Raw genomic sequence first — 25,543 nt, 5'->3', positions numbered from 1 at the left:
TTAGAGCGCGCCCTTCGTGGAAGGCAGGATGCCGGCCGCGCGCGGGTCGCGCTCGGAGGCGTAGCGCAGGGCCCGGGCCAGCGCCTTGAACTGGCACTCCACGATGTGGTGCGCGTTGCGCCCGTAGGGCACGTGCACGTGCAGGGCGACCTGGGCCTGGGCGACGAAGGACTCCAGGATGTGCCGGGTCATCGTGGTGTCGTACTCGCCGATCATCGGCGCCATCTTCTCGGGCTCGGTGTGCACGAGGTAGGGGCGGCCGGACAGGTCGACGGTGACCTGGGCGAGGGACTCGTCCAGGGGCACCGTGCAGTTGCCGAAGCGGTAGATGCCCACCTTGTCGCCGAGGGCCTGCTTGAAGGCGGCGCCCAGCGCGAGGGCGGTGTCCTCGATGGTGTGGTGGGAGTCGATGTGCAGGTCGCCGTCGGTCTTCACGGTCAGGTCGAACAGACCGTGCCGGCCGAGCTGGTCGAGCATGTGGTCGTAGAAGCCGACGCCGGTGGCGATGTCGGTCCTGCCGGTGCCGTCGAGGTCGATCTCGACGAGGACCGAGGTCTCCTTGGTGGTGCGCTCCACGCGCCCTACGCGGCTCATGCGCTCTGCTCCTTCTTCAGTTCACGGACCGCGTCGAGGAACGCGTCGTTCTCCTGGGGGGTGCCGGCGGTCACCCGCAGCCAGCCCGGTACGCCGTTGTCCCGGACCAGGACGCCCCGGTCGAGGATCCTGCGCCAGACCTCGTGGGAGTCGGCGAAGCGTCCGAACTGGACGAAGTTGGCGTCGGACTCGGTCACCTCGTAGCCGGTCGCGCGCAGTTCGGCGACCAGCCGGTCCCGCTCGGTCTTCAGCTGCTCGACGTACTTGAGCAGCGTGCCCGTGTGCTCCAGGGCGGCCAGCGCGGTCGCCTGGGTGACGGCCGACAGGTGGTACGGCAGCCGGACGAGCTGGACGGCGTCGACGACGGCCGGGTGCGCGGCGAGGTAGCCGAGGCGCAGGCCCGCGGCGCCGAACGCCTTGGACATGGTGCGGGAGATCACCAGGTTCGGCCGTCCGTCCAGCAGCGGCAGCAGCGAGGCGCCGTGGCTGAACTCGATGTAGGCCTCGTCCACGACGACCATCGAGGGCTTCGCGGCCTGGGCCGCGTCGTGGAGCGCGAGGACGGTCTCGGCCGGGACCGCGGTGCCGGTGGGGTTGTTGGGGGTGGTGATGAAGACGACGTCCGGGCGGTGCTCGGCGATCGCCTTCTCGGCGGCGGGGACGTCGATGGTGAAGTCCTCGTGGCGCGGGCCGGAGATCCAGCCGGTGCCGGTGCCGCGGGCGATGAGACCGTGCATCGAGTACGACGGCTCGAAGCCGATGGCGGTACGGCCGGGGCCGCCGAAGGTCTGCAGCAGCTGCTGGATGACCTCGTTGGACCCGTTGGCCGCCCAGATGTTCTGGATGCCCACGGCGTACCCGCAGGTCTCGGTCAGGTACTCGGCGAGCCTGGTGCGCAGCTCGACCGCGTCGCGGTCCGGGTAGCGGTTGAGGTCGCGGGCGGCCTCGCGGACGCGCTCGGCGATCCGCTCGACCAGCGCCTCGGGCAGCGGGTAGGGGTTCTCGTTGGTGTTCAGCCGCACGGGCACGTCGAGCTGGGGCGCGCCGTAGGGGGTCTTGCCGCGCAGCTCGTCCCGTACGGGGAGATCGTCGATTCCGAACGTCACTTGCTCTCCGGGACCTTCCAGTCGAACCGGGCCTTGATCGCCGCGCCGTGCGCGGGCAGGTCCTCCGCCTCCGCCAGCGTCACCACGTGGTGCGCGACCTCGGCCAGCGCGTCGCGCGTGTAGTCGACGATGTGGATGCCGCGCAGGAAGGACTGCACGGACAGCCCCGAGGAGTGGCAGGCGCAGCCGCCGGTGGGCAGGACGTGGTTGGAGCCCGCCGCGTAGTCGCCGAGCGAGACGGGTGCCCAGGGGCCGACGAAGACCGCTCCGGCGTTCTTCACGCGGTCGGCGACCGCCGCCGCGTCGGCCGTCTGGATCTCCAGGTGCTCGGCCCCGTAGGCGTCGACCACGCGCAGGCCCTCGTCGAGGCCGTCGACCAGGACGATGGCGGACTGGCGGCCGGCGAGAGCCGGGCGGATCCGGTCCTCGATGTGCTTGGTGGCCTCGACCTGCGGCTGGAGCTCCTTCTCGACCGCGTCCGCCAGTTCCTCGGAGTCGGTGACCAGGACGGCCGCCGCCAGCGGGTCGTGCTCGGCCTGGCTGATCAGGTCGGAGGCGACGTGCGCCGGGTCGGCGGTGGAGTCGGCGAGGACGGCGATCTCGGTCGGGCCGGCCTCGGCGTCGATCCCGATCTTCCCCGTGAAGTAGCGCTTGGCGGCGGCGACCCAGATGTTGCCGGGGCCGGTGACCATGTTGGCGGGCGGGCAGGACTCGGTGCCGTACGCGAACATGGCGACGGCGGTGGCGCCGCCCGCCGCGTACACCTCGTCGACGCCGAGGAGGGCGCAGGCGGCGAGGATCGTGGGGTGCGGCAGGCCGCCGAACTCCGCCTGCGCCGGGGAGGCGAGGGCGATCGACTCGACGCCGGCCTCCTGCGCGGGCACCACGTTCATGATCACGGACGACGGGTAGACCGAGCGCCCGCCGGGGGCGTACAGACCGACCCGCTCGACCGGCACCCACTTCTCGGTGACCGAGCCGCCGGGGACGACCTGCGTGGTGTGGGTGGTGCGGCGCTGGGCGCGGTGGACGAGCCGGGCGCGGCGGACGGACTCCTCCAGGGCCGCGCGCACGGCCGGGTCGAGCTCCTCCAGCGCGCGCGTGAGCGCGGCGGCCGGGACCCGTACCCGCTCCAGGCGGACCCCGTCGAACTGCTCGGCGAAGTCGATCAGCGCCGCGTCGCCACGATGATGCACGGCCTCGCAGATCGGCCGCACCTTCTCCAGGGCGGCCGAGACGTCGAAGTCGGCTCGGGGCAGCAGGTCGCGCAGGGCGGGACCCTCGGGGAGGGCATCGCCGCGCAGATCGATTCGGGAGATCACGGAACCAATTCTCTCAGACCCGCGTCGGGGACCGTTCGCGCGTATCAATGGCTGATACAGAAAGCAACGGCCTCTCCCGCCCGGGGAGGAACTCGCGTCAAGCAGTGCTCACTTTGAGTGTTCAGGAGGTCACACAATGGGCATGAACAGTTGTACGAAGAGTGAGCGACCGGCGAGTAGGTGGGGAGGGAGTGAGTGCCGTGACCGAGGGGACGGGCCACCGTGACGGAGAGCTGCCGGACGACCTCACTGCCGCCGAGGCCGGCATGTGGCAGGCGTTCCGCAACGGCAGTGTGTACGACCTGCGCAGCGGCGACTCGCTCGTCGACGATCCGCACGGAGGGCACCCGTGGGGGCCCGAGCGGACGGTACGCGCCCGCATCATGTGCTGGCTGCTTCTCGACGGCCCGCCGGCGCTCGCCGGCCGGGTCTCCTCGCTGCAGCTCGTGGGCGTGCGGATCAGCGACACGATGGACCTGGCGGGCGGCACGGTGGTGCCCTACGTCGAGCTGCGCGGCTGCCGCTTCGACCGGGAGCTGCTGCTGCCGGAGACGCGTTTCACGACCGTGCGGCTGGTGGACTGCCACGTGCCCCGACTGGAGGCGGCCCGGCTGCAGACCGAGGGCGACCTCCACTTGCCGAGGTCGCGGTTCCCGGGCGGGATCCGCCTCACGGACGCGCAGATAGGCACCGACCTGCTGCTCAACCAGGCGATCGTGCACCGGGACCGCAGCGGACGGTCCATCGCCGCGGACGGCCTGAGCGTCGGCCAGGACCTCCAGGCCGAGATGCTCGAGTCGTACGGCGAGGTGAGCCTGCGCAGCGCCCAGGTCGGCGTCTCGCTGAGCCTGCGCGGTGCCCGGCTCCTGAACCCGTACACGCGGCACGCGCTGAACGCCCCGCAACTGACGGTGGAGCGCACCCTGTACATGACCCCGGCGGGCCTGGGCAGCCCGCTGCTGCGGGGTACGACCCCGGCGCAGGGGACGCGGATCCAGCGCTTCGAGTGCGAGGGCGGGGTGCGGCTGGACGACGGGCGGTTCGGCGACGCCGTCGACCTGGAGCACGCCCGGTTCACCTTCACCGACGACCAGGAGCTGTCGCTGCGCCGGGTGCAGACGCCCGAGCTGCGGTTCCTCGGCGAGCGGCCGGCGCGTGGCCGGGTGGTGCTGTCGGGGGCGCGGGTCGTCAACCTGATGGACCGCGCGGCCAGCTGGCCGGGGCCGGGCCGGCTGCACATGGGCGGCTTCGCCTACGAGAACCTGGTGCCGCGGGGGCCGTTCCCGCTGGAGAAGCGGCTGCGGTGGGTGGGCGCGGCGACCGCCGAGTACAACCCGGAGCCCTACGAGCGCCTCGCCGCGGTCCTGCGGGCGTGCGGCGAGGACGAGGACGCCCGCGAGGTGCTGCTCGCCAAGCACCGCCGGCGCCGCGAGAGCCTGCCCATCGCCGCCAAGCTCGTGGGCTACGCCCAGGACTGGACGGTCGCCTACGGCTACCGGCCCGGCCGGGCCGCGGTGTGGATGGCGGTGCTGTGGGCGGCGGGCTCGCTCGCCTTCGCGCGCGCGGACCCGCCTCCGCTGAAGAGCGGGGAGCATCCGGACTGGAACCCGGCCCTCTTCGCCCTGGACCTGCTCCTGCCCGTCATCGAGCTGGGCCAGGCCGGCTTCTGGCAGCTCCACGACGGCTGGCAGTGGCTGGCGACGGCCCTGATCCTCCTCGGCTGGATCCTGGCGACGACGGTGGCGGCGGGCGCGACCCGCCTCCTGCGCCGCAGCTGACCCCGGGGGCGCGGAGGGCTCTGGAGGGCTCCGAAGGGGCACCAGGCGGCGCCGCGCCCACCCCCGGGAGGGGCGGCGGGCCCCGCAGGCCGACCGCGGGCCGCGGCGGTATCAGCCGGGGAGGGCGCACGTGGGCCCGGGACCGGCCGAAGACGGGGACGAGCCGCACAACCATCACGAACCGTCGGCCGTCGTACTGGCCATGCTGCGCGCGTTCCTCAGGACGGCGACCCGGGCCCGCTCCCGGGCGTCACGGCTCGTCCCCGACGACGATGTGCTCCTCGACGCGCCCGACGACCGCCTGGCCCCCGCCCTGGTCGCGGCGGCCCGCGGCGAGCACGCTCCCGCGGCCGCTCTCCTGGCCGGCACGCGCGAGCGCGCCGAGTGGGAGCACCGCGACCGCTACGCGACCCGGCTCGCCGCCTTCGCCCGCTCACGCGCCGAGTGGCTGGAGCGCTGGCGCGCCGCCGACCCGGGCGACCCCGACGCCCGGCTGGTCGGTTCCCGGCTGACGGTGGACCGGTACGCGGACTCGCCCGACCGCGCCGCACTGCTGCGCCAGGTCGCGCCCGCGGTCACGGCCGCCGCCGAGGCCGCGGGAGCCGACCCGGTGCCGTGGCGGACCGCGCTGGACGCGGCCCGCGGCGCCGGCGCCCCGCACGCCGAGTTCGAGCGGCTGTGGGCCCAGGCCGTGCGCCGCTCCCCGCACCACTACGGGTGCCACGTCGCCGCCCTGGAGTACCTCGCCGCCGCCTCGCCCGGCGCCCACCGCGAGTGCCTCGACTTCGCCGAGCGGGCCGCGCAGGACGCTCCCGAGGACGCGTTCGTACGGGCACTGCCGCTGCGGGCGGCCTTCACCTGCCTGACGGCGGACGGTGACGGCGCGACCGGCGTGCCCCGGTCCCGCCTGGACGCGGCGGCCGACCGTGCGATCGCCCTCTCGGCCGCTCATCCGGAGGCCGACCCCTGGCCGGCGGAGCTGCGGAACCTGCTGGCGTACGTCCTGGTGCGCCTCGAACGCCACCAGGACGCGGCCGAACAACTGCGTCTGACCGGCCCGTACGTCACGTCCTTCCCGTGGGACCGGGACTCGGACGACCCGCTCGGCCGCTTCCTCCACGTGCGCGCCGACGTCCGCGCGCACGTGGCCCGCGGACCGGGTACGACAGGTGCAGGTCATCCACGAAGTGGGCACGGCCGTCACGTCCGCCCCGGCGACCATTAGGCTTCTGCGTCGTGACCACCGTCCGGCTTCCGCTCTTCCCCCTGAACTCGGTCCTGTTCCCGGGACTGGTGCTCCCGCTCAACATCTTCGAGGAGCGCTATCGCGCCATGATGCGCGAGTTGCTGAAGACCCCCGAGGAGGATTCGCGCCGGTTCGCCGTCGTCGCCATCCGCGACGGCTACGAGGTGGCCCAGAGCGGCCCGGGCCTGCCCGACCCCACGACCGCGCTCGAGCGCGGGCCGGCGGCCGGGTTCGGGCCCGACCCGCTCAAGGCGTTCCACAAGGTGGGCTGCGTCGCGGACGCGGCGACGATCCGCGAGAAGGCCGACGGCACCTTCGAGGTGCTGGCCACCGGCACCACCCGGGTGCGGTTGCTGTCGGTGGACGCTTCGGGCCCCTTCCTGACGGCCGAGCTGGAGCCGGTGCCCGAGGAGCCCGGTGACGAGGCGGGGGCGCTGGCCGAAGGGGTGCTGCGCTCCTTCCGGCAGTACCAGAAACGGCTGGCGGGTGCCCGCGAGCGGTCGCTGGCGACCGGCGCCGACCTGCCGGACGAACCGGGGGTCGTCTCCTACCTGGTCGCCGCCGCGATGATGCACGACACGCCGACGAAGCAGCGCCTGCTCCAGGCCCCGGACACCGCCTCCCGCCTGAGGGACGAGCTGAAACTCCTTCGCGCGGAGACGGCCGTCATCCGTACGCTGCCGTCCCTGCCGGCGTCGGAGCTGACGCGCGGCCCGACGAGTCTCAACTGAGGAACCGGCCCGGATGGCGAAGAAGTCGAAGAAGCAGCAGCAGGCCGGTGGCGGTACGCCCGCGACGGTGGCGCTCGCGGCGGCGGGAGTGGCGTACACGATCCACGCGTACGAGCACGACCCCTCGCACCCGTCCTACGGCGAGGAGGCCGCCGAGGCGATGGGCGTCGCGCCGGAGCGGGTGTTCAAGACGCTGGTGGCGGACGTCGACGGTGCGCTGACGGTCGCGGTGGTGCCGGTGGCGGGCCAGCTCGACCTGAAGGCGCTGGCGGCCGCGGTGGGCGGCAAGCGCGCGGCGATGGCCGACCCGGCGCTGGCCGAACGCACCACGGGCTACGTGCGGGGCGGCATCTCCCCGCTGGGCCAGCGCAAGCGGCTGCCGACGGTGCTCGACGCGTCGGCCTCGGGGCACGAGACGGTCTGCGTGTCGGCGGGCCGCCGCGGCCTGGAGGTCGAGCTCTCCCCCGCCGACCTGGCCGGGCTGACGGACGCGGTGATCGCCCCGGTCGGCCGGGCCTAGCTCCCGGCGGGCGGTCCGCCCCCGTCCGGGGCGGGCAGGAGCCGGAGCGTGAGCGCGAAGACCCACCGGCGCGAGAGCCCTCCGAGGAGGCCGGGGCGACCCGGGCAGCGGGCGGCGCCGGAGCTACGCGGACTTCTCCCCGTACGGCCCCGGCGGGTACTGCTGAGGCGCCGGCCACGGATCGGGCTCCGGATCACGGGGCCCGAACAGGCCCGTCAACCCGAGGTGGACCACCAGGGCCGCCACCGACCACGCCAGCAGCGCCCCCTTGGCGCCCAGCTTCAGCGGCGCGGAGAAGGTCACGCCCTTGCCCACCTCCCTGGCGTGGGCGATCACGTCCTGCGTGGGCCCCAGCCACACCCCGACCCGCCACGCCAGCAGCGATCCGAGCAGCCCGCCGACGCCGAGCGCCACGACCAGGGGCACGCCGCCGCGCCGGCGCAGCAGGAAGACGACCACCGCGCTGAGCGCGCCGAACGCCAGTGCGAGCAGGGTGAACGTGCCGTCCACGCCGACCGCCTGCTCGCTCTCGGACTCCTTGAGGTAGACCACCCAGCCGTCGCCGACCACGTCACCGACGAGGGGGACGGTCGGCGCGAGCTTCCACCACAGCACCCCCAGCAGCGCGCCGGAGAGCACCATCGCCACCACGGCCGCGGCGGCCTGCCGCACTTCGGTCAACATCCCGGGGCCGTCCTGTTCGCCGTGCCGGTCGTCCGGGGCGCCGGACGCGGTGCCCACCGCGTGCGCTCCGACGGGCGGCGGCACCGGCCCGCCCTGGTACGACGAGCGTTCGTTCGGTGGCGGTGGCGGAGTCAGAGGTGCGGTCACCCCGCCATCGTGCCAAACCCGTCTGTGCGGCGCGTCACCGGACGGCGGCCCGGCGGTACGCCCAGGTGGCGACGGCCAGCGAGATCACGCCGACCACGGCGCAGACCGCGAGGTCACCGAGGACGAAGGCCCAGTCGGGCCGGTCCCCGAAGGTGCGCGCGAAGGCCTCCACGCCGTACGTGGAGGGCAGCAGGTCCCGGGCCAGGCGGACCGCCTCGGGCATCCGTTCGGCGGGCAGCACGCCCAGCAGCAGCGCCGCCGACATGCCCAGCTGGCCGAGCAGCGTGGCGAACTCGGGCCGGGGGGCGAGCAGGCCCAGCGCCGCGCCCAGCCCGGCGAGCGCGGCGCCCGCCAGCGGGATCACGGCCACCAGCACCCACAGGTGGGTCATCGGCAGCCCGAACAGCAGGCATCCGAACACCGCCGTCACCACGGTCCCCGGCACCGTGAAGGACGCGTACGCGCCCGCCGCGCCCAGCACCACGGCGGCCGGCGGCACCGGCAGCGTCGCGTAGTGGTCGAGTCCGCCGCTGGCCCGGAGCTGGCCGAAGTACTGCGCGAGGAGGTTCAGCGCGACGAAGGCCACGACCAGCACCGCGGACCCGGCGACCACGGCCTGCGCCTCGCCGCCGCCGTCCACGACCCCACGCATGAGGATCATGATGCCGATCGACTGGAAGGTGGCCACGAACAGCAGGGGGATGCGCGCGACCCGTGCCCGGGACAGCTGGGCCCGGTACACGGCCACCAGCGAGGGCCACAGCCGCGCCTTGGGACCGAGCTCGGCCGCGCCTTCGGCGCCCTGCTCCTCGGCGGCCAGGGCACCGCCCGGCAGGACATCGGCGGGTACGACAGTCACGTCGAGCTGCTCCCCTTCGTCGGGTCCTTGGAGGCTTCGCCGGGGTTCGTTCGAAGCGGTCGCCCTGTCGGGTACGGATACGGCGGCCGGTGTGCTCACCGCGCGCGTGCTCAAGCCCTCACCAGCCCTTGTCGCGCGGCGCCGCCCAGGGCCAGGTAGACGTCCTCCAGGCTGGGCGTGGCGAGGGTGAAGTCGTCCAGGGCGGCGAAGGCGGCACCGCCGGTGACGGTGGCGACCACCGCGCGGGCCTCCTCGGGGGCCAGCCGCAGCGTCCAGCGGCGGCCCGACTCGGTGACCCGGTCGCGCAGGGCGGCGACCTCGGGCACGTGCAGCGGGGCCGTCTCGCGCCACACCAGGTCGACGCGGACCTCGCCGGCCACCTTCTCCTTGAGCCCGGAGGGCGTGTCGCAGGCGATCACGCGTCCCCGGTCGAGGACGGCGACCCGGTCCAGGACGGTCTCGGCCTCGATCACGTTGTGGGTGACCAGCAGCACGGTCGTGCCGTGCTCGGCGCGCCGCCGGTCGACGGCCGCCCACACCGCGCGCCGGGCCACCGGGTCCATGCCGGTGGTCGGCTCGTCCAGGACGAGCAGGGGGCGCTCCCCCACCAGCGCGGCGGCGAAGCAGGCCAGGCGGCGCTGGCCGCCGGAGAGCTTCTTGATCGGCCGTGCGGCGAGCGGGGTGAGGCCCAGTTCGTCGAGGACGGCGTCCCGCTCGGCTCGCGCGTGGCGCGCCTCCAGACCGCGCAGCCGTCCGGTGGTCTCGGCGGCGAGCGACACGGTCAGGTCGTCCAGGGCGCTGGACTCCTGCCCCAGGTAGGCGAGGATGCGCGCGGCCCGCTCCGGGTGGCGCACGATGTCGTGGCCGAGGATCTCCACGCTGCCGCGGTCGGGCCGCATCAGGCCGGTGAGCTGGCGTACGAGGGTGGACTTGCCGGCGCCGTTCGGCCCGAGCAGTCCGAAGATCTCACCGCGGCGGATGCCGAGGGTCACGTCGTCGGTGGCCCGTACCTCGGGAGTGGCGGGTACGCCGCGCCTGCCGCGCACCGCCGGGTAGGTCTTGGTCAGTCCGCGCACGGCGCACACGGCAGCGCCACCGGGTCGAAAGGCCTGTGCCGCGCGCGTACTCACAAGGGACGAGACTACGGGGTCCGCCCCCGCGCCCCGTCCTCGGGTCCGCCCATAAGTGTCGATTCAGCCGGGGAGAGCCGGGGGTCTCACTCCGCCACCGGGGTGCGTTCGGTGGCCGTACGGACGTCGATCTCGCGCCAGAACCCGGCCCGGATGGCGTACCGGTCGTGCTCGTCGATCTGGTCGTCCTTGTGGGCCAGCAGGCCGAAGCGGGCCGCGTAGCGCAGCAGCTCCCCGTCGACGCGGTGCGGGATGCGGGGGTACATCCCGGAGAGTTTCTGCAGGTGGCCGTGGTCGCCGAGGCGCTCCAGCCAGCGACGGGCGAAGACCTGTCCGACCTCGTAGGGGTCGCCGCCGACCGTGGTGATGTCCTCCTCGCGGTCGGCCCAGCGCTGCTCGGCCGTGGTGAGCTGGGCCAGCGTCGGCATCGACGCGGCGTCGGCGGGCTCGGCGGCGGGGCGGTCGACCCAGCCCTTGTCGGAGGACCAGCGCAGGGTGGCGGTCGGGGGGTGCGGGGCCGGGTGGGCGCCGGGAGCGCGCAGGGCGGCCAGGTCCTTCGGGGTCGGGACGCCCTTGGCGGGCGGCACCCGCTCCTCGCTGCCGTTGCGGGCGGTGGGGGCCGCCGTCGTGGGGTGCTCGGGCTCCTCGGCGCGCCGCTCGGCGGCGGCGGTGAGGGCGGACTCGGGCAGCGGCGCGGAGAGGATCGCGGCGATCTCGGGGCGGGGCACGGGCGGCGGGGCGCAGATCCCGCCCAGTTCCTTGGCGCGGACGGCCTTGGTGATCCACACCCGGTCCAGGACGCGCCGCTCGTCGGCCTCGGCGACGAGGTCCTCGGACTGGTTGTAGTCGCCGTCGGCGGCCTGCACGGCCCACAGGTGCACGGCGACGCCGTGCTCCTTGGCGGCCATCATGCCCGGCAGCAGGTCGCCGTCGCCGGTCACCAGGACGACGTCGGAGCAGGCCCGGTTGCGGGCCAGCTCGGTCAGCTCGGCGTGCATCGCGGCGTCGACGCCCTTCTGCGCCCAGCGGCCGTCACTGCGTGTGAGAGCGCCCAGGCGGACGGTGACCCGGGGCATCACGCGCAGTCGGCGGTGCTCGGGCTGCGGGACGCGGTCGGGGGCGCCGTCGAACCAGTAGATGCGCAGCAGCGGCTGCTGCGTGTCGGACTCGGCGCGTTCGCGCAGCCCGTGGATGAGGGCGGCGTGGTCGACGGTGATGCGCGAGCGTGAGGGCTCCCCGGCGAGGAGGCTCGCGGCGGCGCCCAGCAGATACCCGGCGTCCACCAGGACGATGCAGCGGTCCACGCGGTCCACCCTCTTTCCGGGAGGTTTGCTTCGGGCTTCCTTGGAGTCTGCCCGACCACACGGAGGTTAACGGCCGGAACTCGATCTTCGGCGTGGCGTTTCGGCACCCCGCGCGCCGACGAACCGCGTCACACACGGTAATTGCCCGATATGCGTTCTTTGTTGGCGTATGTGAATCTGAAGTCGGCCCTGGCCCCTAGATCCCCCTCAGGAGGTAGATCACCATGGCCAAGAACAAGAACAACCGTGATCGTAAGCAGCCCCAGGCCGACCGTGCCCCCCAGCGCGCCGAGGCGGCGGTGCTGGACCGCGAGGAGCAGCACACCCCGCAGCTGATGACGCCCGGCGACGCGGGCGCCCGCAAGCGGCAGAAGCGCTTCGGCCACAACTGACATCCGCGGGACGGGCCGTTGCGGCCCCCGCGGAGACGAGGGGCGCACCCGGTCTCGGGTGCGCCCCTCGCTCGTCGCGCGCTCTCGGCCCGCCGGCCCGCCGGCCCGCCGGCCCGCTCAGCCCGCCAGGCAGGACGGCCCGAGCAGCACCTTCAAGTCGCCGAAGAGCGCCGGGTCGGGCTTCACCCGGTGCCGGTCCAGGCGCAGCACCGTCGTCTTCGTCGGCCCCTGGAGCTTGATGCGGACCTCGCTGTCGCCCCGGTGGTGGGTGAGGATCTCGCCGAGGCGGCTGACCATCGGCGGGGTGACGCGGGTGGCCGGGATGGTGAGGACCACGGGCGCGTTGGTGCCCGCGTTGGACAGGTCGGGGATCATCAGCTCCATCGCGACCAGCCGCGGCACGTCCTCCCGCTTGTCCAGCCGCCCCTTGACGAACACCACGGCGTCCTCCACGAGTTGGGTGGAGACCAGCTGGTACGTCGCGGGGAAGAACATGCACTCGATGGAGCCCGCCAGGTCCTCGACGGTCGCGATGGCCCAGGCGTTGCCCTGCTTGGTCATCTTGCGCTGGAGGCCCGAGATGATGCCGCCGATGGTGACGACCGCGCCGTCGCCGAAGTCACCGCCGGTGAGCTGGGAGATACCGGCGTCCGCCTTGTCGGAGAGCACGTGCTCCAGGCCGAAGAGCGGGTGGTCGGAGACGTAGAGGCCGAGCATCTCCCGCTCCTGGGCGAGCAGGTAGGTCTTGTCCCACTCGTCCTCGCCGAAGACGACGTCGAGTCCGAAGCCGGGTTCGTCGGTCTGCTCGTCGCCCATGCCGCCGAAGAGGTCGAACTGCCCCTCGGCCTCCTTGCGCTTGACCGCGACCACGTTGTCGATCATCGGCTCGTACTGCGCGGTGAGGCCCTTGCGGGTGTGCCCCATCTCGTCGAAGGCGCCGGCCTTGATCAGGGACTCCGTCGTCCGCTTGTTGCAGACGACGGCCTCGACCTTGTCCAGGTAGTCGGGGAAGGAGGCGTACTTCCCCTTGGCCTTGCGGCACCTGATGATCGACTCGACGACGTTGGTGCCGACGTTGCGGACGGCGGAGAGGCCGAAGAGGATCACGTCGTCGCCCTGCGCGGCGAAGTTGGACATGGACTCGTTGACGTTGGGCGGCAGGACCTTGATGCCCATGCGCCGGCACTCGTTGAGGTAGACGGCCGACTTGTCCTTGTCGTCCTTGACCGAGGTGAGCAGGGCCGCCATGTACTCGGCCGGGTAGTTGGCCTTCAGGTACCCGGTCCAGTACGAGACCAGCCCGTACGCGGCCGAGTGCGCCTTGTTGAAGGCGTAGCCGGCGAACGGGACCAGCACGTCCCACAGGGCCTGGATCGCCTCGTCGCTGTAGCCGTTCTTCCGGGCGCCGGCCTGGAAGAGGACGAAGTTCTTCGCCAGCTCGTCGGGCTTCTTCTTGCCCATCACCCGGCGCAGGATGTCGGCCTCGCCGAGCGAGTAGCCCGCGATGATCTGGGCGGCCTTCTGGACCTGCTCCTGGTAGACGATCAGGCCGTAGGTGACCGCCAGGACCTCCTGGAGGGGCTCCTCCAGCTCCTTGTGGATCGGCGTGATCTCCTGGAGGCCGTTCTTGCGCAGCGCGTAGTTGGTGTGCGAGTCCATGCCCATGGGGCCGGGACGGTAGAGCGCGGAGACGGCGGAGATGTCCTCGAAGTTGTCGGGCTTCATCAGCCGCAGCAGCGAGCGCATCGGACCGCCGTCGAACTGGAAGACGCCGAGGGTGTCGCCGCGCTGGAGCAGTTCGAAGGTCGTGGGGTCGTCCAGGGGCAGGGAGAGCAGGTCGAGGTCGATGCCCTTGTTGGACTTCACCATCTTGACGGCGTCGTCCATGATCGTGAGGTTGCGCAGGCCGAGGAAGTCCATCTTCAGCAGGCCGAGCGACTCGCACTGCGGGTAGTCCCACTGTGTGATGGTCACGCCGTCCGTGTGCCGCACCCAGATCGGGGCGTGGTCGACGATCGGCTCGCTGGACATGATCACGCCGGCCGCGTGCACGCCCATCTGCCGGACCAGGCCCTCGACGCCCTTGGCGGTGTCGATGACCTTCTTGACGTCCGGCTCGTTCTCGTACATCGCGCGGATCTCGCCGGCCTCGCTGTAGCGCGGGTGCGTCGGGTCCGTGATGCCGTTGAGGTCGATGCCCTTGCCGAGGACGTCGGCGGGCATGGCCTTGGTGAGCCGGTCGCCCATCGCGTACGGGTAGCCCAGGACGCGCGCGGAGTCCTTGATCGCGTTCTTCGCCTTGATCTTGCCGTACGTGCCGATCATGGCGACCTTGTCGGCGCCGTACTTCTCCGTCACGTACCTGATCACCTCGACGCGCCGGCGCTCGTCGAAGTCGATGTCGACGTCGGGCATGGAGACGCGCTCGGGGTTGAGGAACCGCTCGAAGATCAGGCCGTGCGGGATCGGGTCGAGGTCGGTGATGCCCATCGCGTAGGCCACGATCGAACCGGCCGCCGAGCCTCGGCCCGGGCCCACCGCGATGCCCTGGTTCTTGGCCCACATGATGAAGTCGGCGACCACGAGGAAGTAGCCCGGGAACCCCATCTGGATGATGACGTCCATCTCGTACTCGGCCTGCTTCTGGCGGTCCTCGGGGACCTGGCCCGAGAAGCGGCGCTCCATGCCGCGGCGGACCTCCTCCTGGAACCAGGTGACCTCGGTGTAGCCGTCGGGAATGTCGAACTTCGGCATGAGGTCGCGCTTCTCGAACATGCCGGTGGTGTCGATCATCTCGGCGATCAGGCGCGTGTTGGCGCAGCCCTCCTGCCAGGCGTCCGAGGAGTCGATGGCGTACATCTCGTCCGTCGACTTCAGGTAGTAGCCGGTGCCGTCGAACCGGAAGCGGTCCGGGTCGGAGAGGTTCTTGCCGGTCTGGATGCACAGGAGCGCGTCGTGGGCGGTCGCCTCGTGCGCGTACGTGTAGTGCGAGTCGTTGGTGACCAGGGGCGGGATGCCGAGCTTGCGGCCGATCTCCAGCAGGCCGTCGCGGACCCGGTGCTCGATCTCGATGCCGTGGTCCATCAGCTCCAGGAAGTAGCGGTCCTTGCCGAAGATGTCCTGGTAGTCGGCGGCCGCCTTGAGGGCCTCGTCGAAGTGGCCGAGGCGCAGCCGGGTCTGCACCTCGCCCGAGGGGCAGCCGGTGGAGGCGACGATGCCCTCGGACCACTGGGAGATGGTCTCCTTGTCCATCCGGGGCCACTTCTGGAGCCAGCCCTCGGCGTACGCGTCGGAGGAGAGCCTGAAGAGGTTGTGCAGGCCCGTCCGGTTCGTGGCCCACATCGTCTTGTGGGTGTAGCCGCCGGAACCGGAGACGTCGTCCCGCTTCTGGTGGGGCTGGCCCCACTGGATCTTGCGCTTGTTGCGGCGCGACTCGGGGGCGACGTACGCCTCGATGCCGATGATCGGGGTGACCCCGGCCTTCTTCGCGGAGTGGAAGAAGTCGTACGCCCCGTGCAGGTTGCCGTGGTCGGACATGGCGATGTGCGACATGCCCATCTCGTTGCAGGCGTCGAACATGTCCTTCAGCCGCGCGGCACCGTCCAGCAACGAGTACTGGGTGTGGACGTGCAGGTGCGTGAACGGCGGCTTGGACACGTTCGGCCTCCTGTGGGAAACGAGGGGTGACGGGCCGGCGGCGGGCTGCGGTCGGTCCGGGGGTCAGCGTCGAAGTCTATGCCTCGCCACCGACACTCCGAGGCGTTCCCCGCGTACCTTCGGGGGGCGGGCCCGCGTGTCGGGGCGGGCCCCCGGCGCGGGCACTCCCGCACCCCTCGGAACGTTGGTCCGGGGTGGAGGATCCGCTCCGCCCGTCACGCACCATCCGCACAGTCCGCACCATCCGCACCAGGAGGCACCAGGCATGTCGGTTCCGCAGCTCAACGAGGAGCGCGGCGAGGAGATCCTCGCCGTCTTCGACACCGCCTTCGGTCAACTGCTGGCCGCGGACCCAGCGGCGTTCCGCGTGAAGTTCCGGAAGATGGCGGCCTCGGCCTTCGCGTTCTACCGCGGCACCGCGAGTCTCTTTTACCACGATTTGACCGTCGACCAGGAGTTCGGGTCGGCGGGCGGCGGCCCGTACCTGGACGAGCGGACCTCCCGGGTGTGGATCCACGGCGATCTGCACGCGGAGAACTTCGGCACGTACATGGACTCCACCGGCCGGCTGATCTTCAACGTCAACGACTTCGACGAGGCCTACGTCGGCCCCTTCACCTGGGACCTCAAGCGCTTCGCCGCCTCCGTCGCGCTGATCGGGTACGCGAAGGCGCTCAGCGACGAGCAGATCACCGAGCTGGTGCGGGTCTACGCGGGCGCGTACCGCGAGCGGATCCACGCCCTGGCCACCGGCGCCAAGAGCGACGAGGTGCCCCCGTTCACGCTGGACACCGCCGACGGGCCGCTGCTGGGCGCGCTGCGCGTCGCGCGCTCCCTGACCCGGTTCGGGCTGCTGGAGTCGATGACCGAGATCCGCGACTTCGAGCGCCGCTTCGCACCGGGCGGCGGCGCCGTCGAGCTGGACGCGGCCACGCGCTACAAGGTGCTCGCGGCCTTCGACGGCTACCTGGAGACGCTGCCCGAGTCGTCCCTGACCCGTCCCGACTCCTACCGGGTGAAGGACGTCGTGGGCCGCCGGGGCATCGGCATCGGATCGGCCGGTCTGCCCTCGTACAACATCCTCCTGGAGGGCAACAGCGACGCCCTGGAGAACGACGTCGTGATCTACATCAAGCAGGCCCAGACCCCGGCGGCCGCCCGGCACATCACCGACCAGGCGATCCGGGACTACTTCCGGCACGAGGGCCACCGCACGGTGATCTCCCAGCGCGCCCTCCAGGCGCACGCCGACCCGTGGCTGGGCTGGACCGAGCTGGACGGGGCGGGCCAGCTGGTCGCCGAGGTCTCGCCGTACGCCGTGGACCTGGACTGGGGCGACATCGACGACCCGGAGGAGATCGGCGAGGTCGTCGCCGACCTGGGCCGGGCCACGGCCGCCATGCACGCGGCGGCGGACGACCAGTCCGGCGAGTCCCTGGTGCCGTTCTCCACCGAGCGGGCCATCGACGCGGCGATCGCGGCCGACGAGGAGGGCTTCGCCCCGCTGCTGGTCGACTTCGCCCACCGGTACGGCGCACGCGCGCGTGCCGACCACCAGACCTTCGTGGACCTGTTCCGCAACGGCCGGATTCCGGGTCTGTAACCGTCCGCTCTCGCACAGGAACCCTTTAGGAGCCCCTTACCGGGGCCCGTGACAGACTCTTCTCTCGCCATGGACATCTCCGGAACCCCCCTCAGAGCCGTGCGCGCGGCGCTCTTCACGGCACTCGCCGTGACGCTCAGCACCGCGTCGCACGTCCTGCTGTCCGGGGTTCCGCTGCCGCTGCCCGCGGTGGCCGCGGTCGCCGCCGTCGTGTTCCTGATCGCGTACGCCCTGGCCGGGCGGCGCGAGCGGGGCTTCGGGCGGATCGCCGCCCTGCTGATCCCGCTGGAGCTGGCCGCCGACACGCTCTTCACCACCGGCCAGCACGTCTGCTACGGCCGGGCGGGCGGCCCGGTCGCGGGCCCGCTGCGCTCCGTCGGCTTCGACGTGCTGTGCGGCGACGGGACCGGCGTGCACGCGGGCGTGACCGCTCCGCTGAGCCGGGTGACCGGTGCCGAGTCCGACCGGCTGGCGACCGTACTGGCCGACGCCGGGCCCGCGAGCGCCTGGCTGCTGCTCGGCGCGCACGTCGGCGTCGGCCTGCTGGCGGCCGCCTGGCTGCGGCGCGGCGAGCGGGCGCTGGCCCAGCTGCTGAGCGCGGTGGCGGCGACCACCTTCCGGCCGCTGCTGCTGGCCGTGGCGGCCGTGAGCGTACGCCGGACCCCCGCGGCACGCCGCGCGACACCCCTGGTCCGCCGCACCGTCGACGCCCGCGAGCGGATCCTCACGCACTCCCTGGGACGGCGCGGACCGCCCTGCCCGGTCGCCCTCGTGTGACACGACCCGAGCGCGCGGCGGGCGCACCACGCGCCGCCGGGCACCGCCAGTCCCCCATCAGCACTCCGCACACCCCGGTGTGCGCGTCCCCGGAGAGATCATCACCATGAGCAAGCGGAACAGTCAGTCGGCGAAGTCGGCGGCCCGCGAGCGTCTGCGCCAGGAGCGCGAGCGCCAGGCCAAGCGCGACAAGGTCAAGCGGCAGGTCATCGTGGCCTGCTCCATCGTCGGCGTGCTGGCGATAGCCGGCGGCATCGGCTACGCCGTCGTGCAGAGCAACGAGCCCTCGGGCTGGGACAAGGCCGCCGAGGCCAAGGTGGTGGCCCCGGCCAACACCTCCGGCAAGAACGGCACCACGGTCACCCTCGGCGAGGCCAAGGGCGACAACGTCGTCCACCTCTACGAGGACCCGCGCTGCCCGGGCTGCGCCTCCTTCGAGCAGTCCATCGGCGAGACCGTCAACAAGGGCATGGAGGACGGCACCTACAAGCTCTCCTTCACGATCGGCACCTTCCTCGACGGGAACCTCGGCGGCGAGGGCTCGAAGAACGCGCTGAGCGCGCTCGGCGCCGCGCTGAACGTCAGCCCGGACGCGTTCATCGACTACAAGACCGCGCTGTACTCGTCCGAGTACCACCCGGAGGAGTCCACCGACGAGTTCGCCAAGGACGACTACCTGATCAAGGTGGCGGACTCGGTCGACGCCCTGAAGGGCAACAAGAAGTTCCAGGACGCCGTGGAGAAGGGCACCTACGACGCCTGGGCGATGAAGATGAGCGACTCCTTCCAGAAGGCGGAGGGCGTCGAGTCCACCCCGACGGTCAAGATCAACGACAAGGTGATCGAGACGCCGAGCACCGACGCCGAGTGGCAGAAGGCGCTCAAGGACGCGGGCGTCACCAAGTAGCGAAGAACGGCGAACGGGCGGGCGAACTTTGCCGAGTTCGCCCGCCCGTCGGCTTACCGATCAGTAATCTGATCGTCCGTGACCAGTCGACACAGATCATCCGAGAGCAGCACCTTCCCGTCGTCCGCCGAACGCACGGACCCCCGCACCCCGAGCCGCCGCACGGTCGTCAAGGCCGCGGCGGCCGGCGCCGTCCTGGCCGCCCCGCTCGCCGCCGCGCTGCCCGCCGGGGCCGCCGGGGCCGCCCCCGCCTTCCTGCACGGCGTCGCCTCCGGTGACCCGCTGCCCGACGGTGTGCTGCTGTGGACCCGGGTCACCCCGACCCCCGAGTCCATACCGGGGTCGGGCCTCGGCCCGGACACGGAGGTGAGCTGGTCCGTAGCCCTCGACAAGGCGTTCACGAACATCGTCGCCAAGGGGTCCGTCACCGCGACGGCCGCCTCCGACCACACCGTCAAGGCCGACGTCCGGGGCCTCGCCCCCGCCACGGACTACTGGTTCCGCTTCTCCGCCGGGCCCACCGACTCCCCCGCCGCCCGTACCCGCACCGCCCCCGCGGCCGACGCCGCCGTCCCGGGCCTGCGCTTCGGCGTGGTCTCCTGCGCCAACTGGGAGGCCGGCCTCTTCTCGTCGTACCGCCACCTCGCGGCCCGCGGCGACCTGGACGCCTGGCTGCACCTGGGCGACTACCTCTACGAGTACGGCACCGGCGAGTACGGCACCCGCGACACCGTCGTACGGCCGCACGCGCCCGCCCACGAGATCCTGACGCTCGCCGACTACCGCGTCCGGCACGGCCTGTACAAGACCGACCCCGACCTCCAGGCGCTGCACGCCGTCGCGCCGGTCGTGGCGATCTGGGACGACCACGAGATCGCCAACGACACCTGGTCGGGCGGCGCCGGGAACCACACCGAGGGCGCCGAGGGGGCCTGGGCGGCGCGTCAGGCCGCCGCCAAGCGGGCCTACTTCGAGTGGATGCCGGTGCGCCCCGCGATCGCCGGGACCACCTACCGCAGGCTGCGGTTCGGCAAGCTCGCCGACCTCTCCCTGCTGGACCTGCGCTCCTTCCGCTCGCAGCAGGTGGGGCTCGGCGACGGGGAGGTCGACGACCCGGACCGCACCCTCACCGGGCGCGCCCAGCTGGACTGGCTCAAGGCCGGGCTCAGCTCCTCCGACACCACCTGGCGGCTGGTCGGCAACTCGGTGATGATCTCGCCGTTCGCCGTCGGCTCGATCCCCGCCGAGCTGCTGAAGCCGCTCGCTGAGCTGCTCGGCCTGCCGAAGGAGGGGCTCGCCCTCAACACGGACCAGTGGGACGGGTACACGGACGACCGCCGCGAAGTGCTGGCGCACCTGCGCGCGAACGCCGTCCGCAACACCGTGTTCCTCACCGGCGACATCCACATGGCGTGGGCCAACGACGTGCCGCACAACGCCGCCACGTACCCGCTCTCCGCCTCGGCCGCCACGGAGTTCGTCGTCACGTCGGTGACCTCCGACAACCTCGACGACATCGTGAAGGTGCCCGAGGGCACGGTCTCGGCGATCGCGGCGCCGGTCATCCGGGCCGCGAACCGGCACGTCCACTGGGTCGACACCGACCGGCACGGCTACGGCGTGCTGGACGTCACCGCGGAGCGGGCGCAGATGGACTACTACGTCGTCTCCGACCGCACCGACCCGGACGCCACGTCGGCCTGGGCCCGTTCGTACCGCACGCGCAGCGGCACGCAGCGGGTCGAGCGCGTCTACGCGCCCGTCTGAGACGCGTCCGCCTCCTGGAGGGAGTCGAGGAAGCCGAGCGCCACCCGCCAGGTGGCCTCGGCTGCCTCCTCGTCGTAGTCCGGCAGCTCCGGGTCGGTGTAGAGGTGGCCGGCCCCCGTGTATCTGTGCACCTCCACGTCGGCGCCGATCCGGCCCATCTGCAGGTACCAGGCGCTGAGCCAGTCGTCCGTCTCGAAGGCGTCCGGCTCGGCGACGTGCAGCTGGACCGGCAGGTCGTCGACCGCCGCGTTGGGCGCGATGTCCGACGTGCCGTGCAGGAGGAGCAGCCCGCGCGCCCGGTGGTCGCCGAGGGCGAGGGTCTGGGCGATGGAGGCGCCGAGCGAGAAGCCCGCGTAGACCAGCCCCCGCTCGGAGTAGGGCGCGGCGGCGAGCACGGCCCGCTTCAGCAGCTCCTCCCTGCCGATCCCCTCCTGGTGGGCCATGCCCTCCTCGACCGTGTCGAAGGTCCGGCCCTCGAAGAGGTCCGGGGTCCACACCTGGTGCCCGGCGTCGCGCAGCCGGTCGGCGGCCTGCCCGACCGCGGGCCGCGGACCGAGGGTCGAGTGAAAGAGCACGATGTTCATGAGGCCATGGTGCCAGCCGGGTGTGACAACGCGGTGACCGGCGATTCCCCGGCCGGGACGCAAGTCACAGGTTCACGGCGCACCGGGTGCGGTTAGGTTCGAGGGCATGGAGACCATACTCCGCCCGCTGATCGTGGTCGGCGGTTCCGTCCTGTTGACGCTGGTCATCGGATGGGCCACCGACCTGTTGCTGCGCAAGGCCGACGGACGGCACCCCGAGACCCCGCTGTGGGGTCTGCTGCGCCGCGCCCGCATCCCCTACCAGGTCATGCTCTGTGCGGCCCTGCTCAGAGGGTCCTACGTCGAGGCGCAGGTGTTCCCCGACCACCGGTCGGCCGTGGGCCGGCTGCTGACCCTGCTGCTGATCGGCTCCGTGGCCTGGCTGGTGATCCGGATCGCCGCGGCCGTCGTCGAGGCGTCCTACTCCCGCTACGCCCACACCCACGCCGAACGGGCACCGGCCCGGGTGCGCCGGGTGCGCACCCAGGTGTCGCTGATCATGCGGGTGGTCTCGGCGGTCGTCGGCGTGGTCGCCGTGTCGTCGATGCTGCTGACGTTCCCGGCGATGCGGGCGGCGGGCGCCTCGCTGCTGGCCTCCGCCGGTGTCCTCGGCATCGTGGCCGGCATCGCCGCGCAGTCCACCCTGAGCAACATGTTCGCCGGGTTCCAGATCGCCTTCGGCGACATGGTGCGCATGGGCGACACGGTCGTGGTGGACGGCGAGTGGGGCACCGTCGAGGAGATCACCCTCACGTTCCTGACCGTACGCACCTGGGACGAGCGCAGGATCACCATGCCGGTGTCGTACTTCACGTCCAAGCCGTTCGAGAACTGGTCGCGCGGCACCCCGCAGATGACCGGGACCGTGTTCTGGCACCTCGACCACACGGCGCCGCTGGAGGCGATGCGCGAACGGCTGCGCGACCTCCTGCGCGAGTGCCCGGCCTGGGACGGCCGCGACTACAACCTCACCGTCACGGACACCACCGCGAACACCATGCAGGTGCGGGCCCTGGTGACGGCGAAGGACGCGGACGACATCTGGACGGTGCGGGTCACGGTCCGCGAGGGGATGATCCGCTGGCTCGCCGACGAGCATCCCTACGCCCTGCCCCGGGTCAACACCGCGGACGCGTCCCTGCGCCCGTCCCTCGACGGTCTGCGCCGCCCGCGGCGTTCCAAGGACGGAGTGGGGCGGCGCTTCCCGGACCAGCCCACGAAGAGCCTGTGACAGCGGGGACCGGCGGCCTCACCTGAGACTGCGCACGTCCAGGTGGCGCAGGACCCGGTCGACGATCTCCGGGTCCGCGCCGGCCTCGCTGCGCGCCGCCAGCACCTCGTGGCGGGCGGCGCTCAGCATCTCCCCCTGGATGCGGCGCACGCGCTTGATCCGCCTGGCCCGCTGCTCCTGCGCCTCCCGCCGCTCCTCGTCGCCGAGGTCCGGGCTGATGCGCACCCCGATGTCGTAGGCGCGCCGCAGCATCTGCTCGGACAGCTCGTCCGGCAGTTCCTCGACCGACTCGATCTCCTTGAGCCGCTGCTTCGCCGCCCTGGCCGCCCGCACGGCCAGCTCCTTCTCGTACGCCTGCTCGCGTTCGGTGTCCGCCCGTACGCCGAGCCTGCCCACCAGCCAGGGCAGCGTCAGGCCCTGGAGCAGCAGCGTGACCATGATCACGCCGAAGGCGACGAACACGATCTCGTCCCGTTTCGGGAAGGCCGCCCCGTCGTCCGTCGTCAGCGGGATCGCCAGCGCCAGCGCGACGGAGGCGACACCCCGCATCCCCGCCCACCACATGACGACGGTCTCGCGCCAGCTCGTCGGGATGTCCTCGTCGTGATCCCGCCGGGCGTGCAGCCGCTGGGTCAGCCAGGTGGCCGGCAGCAGCCACAGCAGCCGGACCACGATGACCACGGCGCTGATCGCCCCCGCCCAGCCGAGCAGCTCCGTCCACCGGCCGGAGGCGGTGCGGATCGCGTTGTGCAGCTCCAGGCCGATCAGCCCGAAGGCCACACCGGTGACGAGCGTGTCGACGACATCCCAGACGGTGTGCCCGGCGAGCCGGCTCATCACGTCGTCGGCGTCGGAGGCGTACTCGGCGAGGAACATCGCGGTGGTGAGCACCGCGAGCACCCCGGAGCCGTGCAGTTCGTCGGCCAGGACGTAGCTCACGAACGGCACCAGCAGGGTCAGCCCGATCTGCAGCGTCGGGTCGCCGAGCACCGTCAGGAGCCTGTTGGAGCCCCAGCCCAGCGCCAGCCCCACGGCGACCGCGACGACCGCGGAGAGCACCAGGTCGAACCCCGCCTCCCAGGGCGAGAACGTGCCGCTGACCGCTGCGGCGATGGCCACGTGGTACAGCACGATGGCGGTGACGTCGTTGAAGAGTCCCTCGCCCTCCAGGATGGACACCAGACGGCGTGGCAACCCGAGCTGCCCGGCGACGGCGGTGGCCGCGACCGGGTCGGGCGGTGCCACCAGCGCGCCCAGCGCGAAGGCGGCGGCGATCGGCAGCCCCGGCACGATCGCGTGGGCCACCGCGGCCACGCAGGCCGTGGTGACGAAGACCAGCGCGACCGCCAGCAGGAAGATCGGACGCCTGTTGGCCGCGAACTGGCGCCAGGAGGTGCGCCGTACCGCCGCGTACAGCAGCGGGGGCAGCAGCGCGGGCAGGATCAGTTCGGGCGGGATGTCGACGTTGGGCACGAAGTCCAGCAGGGCCAGCACGATCCCGAGGAGGGTCATCAGCACCGGCGCCGGAAGCCGCAGGCGGTCCCCGAGCGGAACGCTCAGCAGGGCCCCGAGCAGCAGGACGAACAACAGGGCCAACTGGTCCACGCTCAGCGCTCCGGTGGGGTCTCGGCGTCACACGGCGGACCGCAAGCCTGTCACGCCGCCGGGCCCACCGGCCCGTTCGCCGCCCGCGCCTACAGGGCGCGCCGCATCGCGCGGTGGGGTATCCCGGCGTCGGGGAACTCCGGTCCGTAGGCCTTGTACCCCAGCCGCTCGTAGAAACCCAGGGCGTGGGTCTGCGCGTGCAGGTCGACCGCGTGGAGCCCCCGCGCGCGGGCCGCCTCCTCGACGGCCCGTACGAGCGCGGCCCCGACGCCCAGCCCGCGGGCCTCGCGGGTCACGGCGAGGCGCCCGAGGGAGCCGACGGCCGGGTCGCCGTCACCGTTCTTCGCCGCGGCGGCCGCTCCGTGCAGCAGCCGGCCGGTGCCCAGCGGCACGCCGTCCTCACGGACCGCGAGGACGTGCACGGCGTCGGCGTCGTAGGCGTCGTACTCGATGTCCTCGGGGACCTTCTGCTCGGCGACGAAGACGTCCTTGCGCACCGCGAAGCACGCCTCCCGGTCACCGTGGTCGTCGGCGACCCGCACCTCGTACGCGGGCACCACGGACGACGGCGCTCCGGACGGCTCGGCGCTCATCCGTACGTCTCCTCGCGGACCAGGTCCAGGGCCTGCTGGAGGTCCTCGGGGTAGTCACTGGCGAACTCGGCCCACTGGCCGTCGCCGGGGTGCTCGAAGCCGAGCCGCACGGCGTGCAGCCACTGCCGGGTGAGGCGCAGCCGCTTGGCGAGCGTCGGGTCGGCGCCATAGGTGAGGTCGCCGACGCAAGGGTGCCGGTGGGCGGCCATGTGGACCCGGATCTGGTGGGTGCGGCCGGTCTCCAGCTTCACGTCGAGGAGGGAGGCGGCGCGGAAGGCCTCGATGAGGTCGTAGTGCGTGACGGAGGGCTTGCCCTCGGCGGTGACGGCCCACTTGTAGTCGTGCTGGGGGTGACGGCCGATGGGGGCGTCGATGGTGCCGCTGGTCGGGTCGGGGTGGCCCTGCACGAGCGTGTGGTAGCGCTTGTCGACCGTGCGCTCCTTGAACTGGCGCTTGAGCGAGGTGTAGGCGCGCTCCGACTTGGCCACCACCATCAGGCCGGACGTGCCCACGTCGAGGCGGTGCACGATCCCCTGCCGCTCGGCGGCACCGGACGTGGAGATGCGGTACCCGGCGGCGGCCAGCCCGCCGATGACCGTGGGCCCGGTCCAGCCGGGCGAGGGGTGGGCCGCGACGCCGACCGGCTTGACGATCACCACGACGTCCTCGTCGTCGTGCACGATCTCCATGCCCTCGACGGGCTCGGCGACCACCTGCACCGGCGCGGGCGCCTGCGGCATCTCGACCTCGAGCCAGGCGCCGCCGTGGACGCGCTCGGACTTGCCGACCACCGATCCGTCGACCTGCACCTTGCCCGCCGCGGCGAGCTCCGCGGCCTTGGTACGGGAGAAGCCGAACATGCGGGAGATGGCGGCGTCGACGCGCTCGCCCTCCAGACCGTCGGGCACGGGCAGGGTACGGATCTCGGGAATCGTGCTCACCCGTCGAGTATGCCGGACGGGTGACGTGGCCGGTCACGCACACCGGTGCGCGGTCACCGGAACGG

At 72.4% G+C, this 25,543-nt stretch carries 22 protein-coding genes; 10 read left to right on the top strand and 12 right to left on the bottom strand.

Annotation, left to right across the window (positions count from 1 at the left end; translation table 11 throughout):
• The 3 genes from hisB to hisD are packed head-to-tail and all read right to left on the bottom strand — an operon-like array spanning position 1 to position 3,022.
• Complete coding sequence (gene hisB / locus ACGF5T_RS20340; RefSeq protein WP_366766183.1) at positions 1–594, bottom strand: imidazoleglycerol-phosphate dehydratase HisB; 594 nt, start codon at positions 592–594, stop codon at positions 1–3.
• Complete coding sequence (locus ACGF5T_RS20335) at positions 591–1,700, bottom strand: histidinol-phosphate transaminase (protein ID WP_356608072.1); 1,110 nt, start codon at positions 1,698–1,700, stop codon at positions 591–593. The genes hisB and ACGF5T_RS20335 overlap by 4 nt, the downstream gene beginning before the upstream one ends.
• The gene (gene hisD / locus ACGF5T_RS20330) at positions 1,697–3,022 is read right to left on the bottom strand and encodes a histidinol dehydrogenase (protein ID WP_361016939.1); all 1,326 of its coding nucleotides are present in this window, start codon (positions 3,020–3,022) and stop codon (positions 1,697–1,699) included. Before hisD ends, ACGF5T_RS20335 begins: the two co-directional genes overlap by 4 nt.
• A 200-nt stretch (positions 3,023–3,222) precedes the next feature.
• Between hisD and ACGF5T_RS20325 the strand changes: the two genes are divergently transcribed.
• The 4 genes from ACGF5T_RS20325 to ybaK all read left to right on the top strand — a co-directional run bounded on the left by ACGF5T_RS20325 (position 3,223) and on the right by ybaK (position 7,297).
• The gene (locus ACGF5T_RS20325) at positions 3,223–4,800 is read left to right on the top strand and encodes an oxidoreductase (protein WP_356608076.1); all 1,578 of its coding nucleotides are present in this window, start codon (positions 3,223–3,225) and stop codon (positions 4,798–4,800) included.
• 202 nt (positions 4,801–5,002) lie between these two features.
• Positions 5,003–6,025 carry a hypothetical protein gene (locus tag ACGF5T_RS20320; protein ID WP_366766289.1) on the top strand — a complete coding sequence of 341 codons (1,023 nt, stop codon included), beginning with the start codon at positions 5,003–5,005 and terminating at the stop codon, positions 6,023–6,025.
• Positions 6,026–6,036: 11 nt separating this feature from the next.
• Positions 6,037–6,777: an LON peptidase substrate-binding domain-containing protein gene (locus ACGF5T_RS20315; RefSeq protein WP_356608078.1), complete on the top strand. Its 741-nt coding sequence runs from the start codon at positions 6,037–6,039 to the stop codon at positions 6,775–6,777.
• A 13-nt stretch (positions 6,778–6,790) separates the two neighbouring features.
• Positions 6,791–7,297, top strand: a complete 507-nt coding sequence (gene ybaK, locus ACGF5T_RS20310; RefSeq protein WP_356608080.1) for a Cys-tRNA(Pro) deacylase — start codon at positions 6,791–6,793, stop codon at positions 7,295–7,297.
• Between the two features lie 123 nt (positions 7,298–7,420).
• Here the strand turns inward: ybaK and ACGF5T_RS20305 are convergent, their stop codons facing one another.
• The 4 genes from ACGF5T_RS20305 to ACGF5T_RS20290 all read right to left on the bottom strand — a co-directional run bounded on the left by ACGF5T_RS20305 (position 7,421) and on the right by ACGF5T_RS20290 (position 11,421).
• A complete protein-coding gene (locus tag ACGF5T_RS20305; protein WP_361016947.1) occupies positions 7,421–8,128 on the bottom strand; it encodes an AAA family ATPase in 708 nt (235 codons plus the stop codon).
• A gap of 34 nt (positions 8,129–8,162) precedes the next feature.
• The gene (locus tag ACGF5T_RS20300) at positions 8,163–8,987 is read right to left on the bottom strand and encodes an ABC transporter permease (protein WP_356608084.1); all 825 of its coding nucleotides are present in this window, start codon (positions 8,985–8,987) and stop codon (positions 8,163–8,165) included.
• 110 nt (positions 8,988–9,097) lie between these two features.
• A complete protein-coding gene (locus ACGF5T_RS20295; RefSeq protein WP_356608086.1) occupies positions 9,098–10,072 on the bottom strand; it encodes an ABC transporter ATP-binding protein in 975 nt (324 codons plus the stop codon).
• 131 nt (positions 10,073–10,203) lie between these two features.
• Complete coding sequence (locus tag ACGF5T_RS20290) at positions 10,204–11,421, bottom strand: NYN domain-containing protein (RefSeq protein WP_356608088.1); 1,218 nt, start codon at positions 11,419–11,421, stop codon at positions 10,204–10,206.
• Between the two features lie 224 nt (positions 11,422–11,645).
• Between ACGF5T_RS20290 and ACGF5T_RS20285 the strand changes: the two genes are divergently transcribed.
• Positions 11,646–11,813, top strand: coding sequence for a hypothetical protein (locus ACGF5T_RS20285; protein ID WP_356608090.1), 168 nt, complete (start codon positions 11,646–11,648; stop codon positions 11,811–11,813).
• Between the two features lie 117 nt (positions 11,814–11,930).
• Here ACGF5T_RS20285 and dnaE read toward each other — a convergent pair whose 3' ends face one another.
• Positions 11,931–15,470: a DNA polymerase III subunit alpha gene (dnaE, locus tag ACGF5T_RS20280; protein WP_356608092.1), complete on the bottom strand. Its 3,540-nt coding sequence runs from the start codon at positions 15,468–15,470 to the stop codon at positions 11,931–11,933.
• A gap of 265 nt (positions 15,471–15,735) precedes the next feature.
• On the opposite strand from dnaE, the gene ACGF5T_RS20275 reads away from it, so the two are divergent.
• The 4 genes from ACGF5T_RS20275 to ACGF5T_RS20260 all read left to right on the top strand — a co-directional run bounded on the left by ACGF5T_RS20275 (position 15,736) and on the right by ACGF5T_RS20260 (position 20,524).
• Complete coding sequence (locus tag ACGF5T_RS20275) at positions 15,736–17,073, top strand: DUF2252 domain-containing protein (protein ID WP_356608094.1); 1,338 nt, start codon at positions 15,736–15,738, stop codon at positions 17,071–17,073.
• Positions 17,074–17,142: 69 nt separating this feature from the next.
• The gene (locus ACGF5T_RS20270) at positions 17,143–17,850 is read left to right on the top strand and encodes a hypothetical protein (RefSeq protein ID WP_356608174.1); all 708 of its coding nucleotides are present in this window, start codon (positions 17,143–17,145) and stop codon (positions 17,848–17,850) included.
• Positions 17,851–17,956: 106 nt separating this feature from the next.
• Complete coding sequence (locus ACGF5T_RS20265; protein ID WP_356608096.1) at positions 17,957–18,757, top strand: DsbA family protein; 801 nt, start codon at positions 17,957–17,959, stop codon at positions 18,755–18,757.
• Positions 18,758–18,835: 78 nt separating this feature from the next.
• Positions 18,836–20,524, top strand: coding sequence for an alkaline phosphatase D family protein (locus ACGF5T_RS20260; protein ID WP_356608097.1), 1,689 nt, complete (start codon positions 18,836–18,838; stop codon positions 20,522–20,524).
• Here ACGF5T_RS20260 and ACGF5T_RS20255 read toward each other — a convergent pair.
• Complete coding sequence (locus tag ACGF5T_RS20255) at positions 20,509–21,153, bottom strand: dienelactone hydrolase family protein (RefSeq protein ID WP_356608175.1); 645 nt, start codon at positions 21,151–21,153, stop codon at positions 20,509–20,511. The genes ACGF5T_RS20260 and ACGF5T_RS20255 overlap by 16 nt on opposite strands.
• 61 nt (positions 21,154–21,214) lie before the next feature.
• Here ACGF5T_RS20255 and ACGF5T_RS20250 point away from each other — a divergent pair, with 61 nt between their 5' ends.
• The gene (locus ACGF5T_RS20250; RefSeq protein WP_356608099.1) at positions 21,215–22,339 is read left to right on the top strand and encodes a mechanosensitive ion channel domain-containing protein; all 1,125 of its coding nucleotides are present in this window, start codon (positions 21,215–21,217) and stop codon (positions 22,337–22,339) included.
• 18 nt (positions 22,340–22,357) lie between these two features.
• Here ACGF5T_RS20250 and ACGF5T_RS20245 read toward each other — a convergent pair whose 3' ends face one another.
• From ACGF5T_RS20245 to ACGF5T_RS20235, 3 genes are all read right to left on the bottom strand, one after another.
• Positions 22,358–23,944 carry a Na+/H+ antiporter gene (locus ACGF5T_RS20245; protein ID WP_356608101.1) on the bottom strand — a complete coding sequence of 529 codons (1,587 nt, stop codon included), beginning with the start codon at positions 23,942–23,944 and terminating at the stop codon, positions 22,358–22,360.
• A gap of 89 nt (positions 23,945–24,033) precedes the next feature.
• Positions 24,034–24,537, bottom strand: a complete 504-nt coding sequence (locus ACGF5T_RS20240; RefSeq protein WP_356608103.1) for a GNAT family N-acetyltransferase — start codon at positions 24,535–24,537, stop codon at positions 24,034–24,036.
• Entirely contained in the window at positions 24,534–25,478 is a 945-nt protein-coding gene (locus tag ACGF5T_RS20235; protein WP_356608105.1) for an RluA family pseudouridine synthase, read from the bottom strand. The genes ACGF5T_RS20240 and ACGF5T_RS20235 overlap by 4 nt, the downstream gene beginning before the upstream one ends.
• Positions 25,479–25,543 lie beyond the last annotated feature (65 nt).

The sequence above is a fragment of the Streptomyces sp. NPDC047853 genome, from assembly GCF_043204535.1.
In the GTDB taxonomy this organism is placed as follows: Bacteria; Actinomycetota; Actinomycetes; order Streptomycetales; family Streptomycetaceae; genus Streptomyces.
The sequence above is the reverse complement of the archived record's forward strand: the minus strand, read 5'-3'. Positions and strand labels throughout refer to the sequence as shown.